This window comes from Pseudomonas sp. S36 (assembly GCF_016647875.1).
GTDB classification, from domain to species: Bacteria; Pseudomonadota; Gammaproteobacteria; order Pseudomonadales; family Pseudomonadaceae; genus Aquipseudomonas; species Aquipseudomonas parafulva.
This window is the reverse complement of sequence record NZ_JACVVG010000121.1, coordinates 1-250: the sequence shown is the minus strand read 5'-3', so window position 1 is coordinate 250 and position 250 is coordinate 1. Positions and strand designations below refer to the sequence as shown.

At 58.0% G+C, this 250-nt stretch carries 1 protein-coding gene; it reads left to right on the top strand.

Annotated features, from left to right (window positions below; all coding sequences use genetic code 11):
• Positions 1–250: immunoglobulin-like domain-containing protein (locus tag IAE36_RS23540; protein ID WP_201214983.1), on the top strand; the 250-nt coding region annotated here is incomplete at both ends.

The window sequence follows — 250 nt, the reverse complement described above, 5'->3', positions numbered from 1 at the left end:
TAGCGTCACGATTGAAAATGCCACGGGCGGCAACTTCGAACAGCTGACTCCGAACCCGACTCCAGCCGTCACCACCATCAATGATTCGATCGACACCACTACCGCGACCCTGACGGCGAACCCGTCGGTCACTGAAGGTGGCGTCATCACTTACACCGTGACGCTGACCAACCCAGCGCAAACGCCGGTGACTGTGACCCTGTCCAATGGTCAGGTCATTACTGTTGAAGCGGGCAAAACTCAGGGCAGC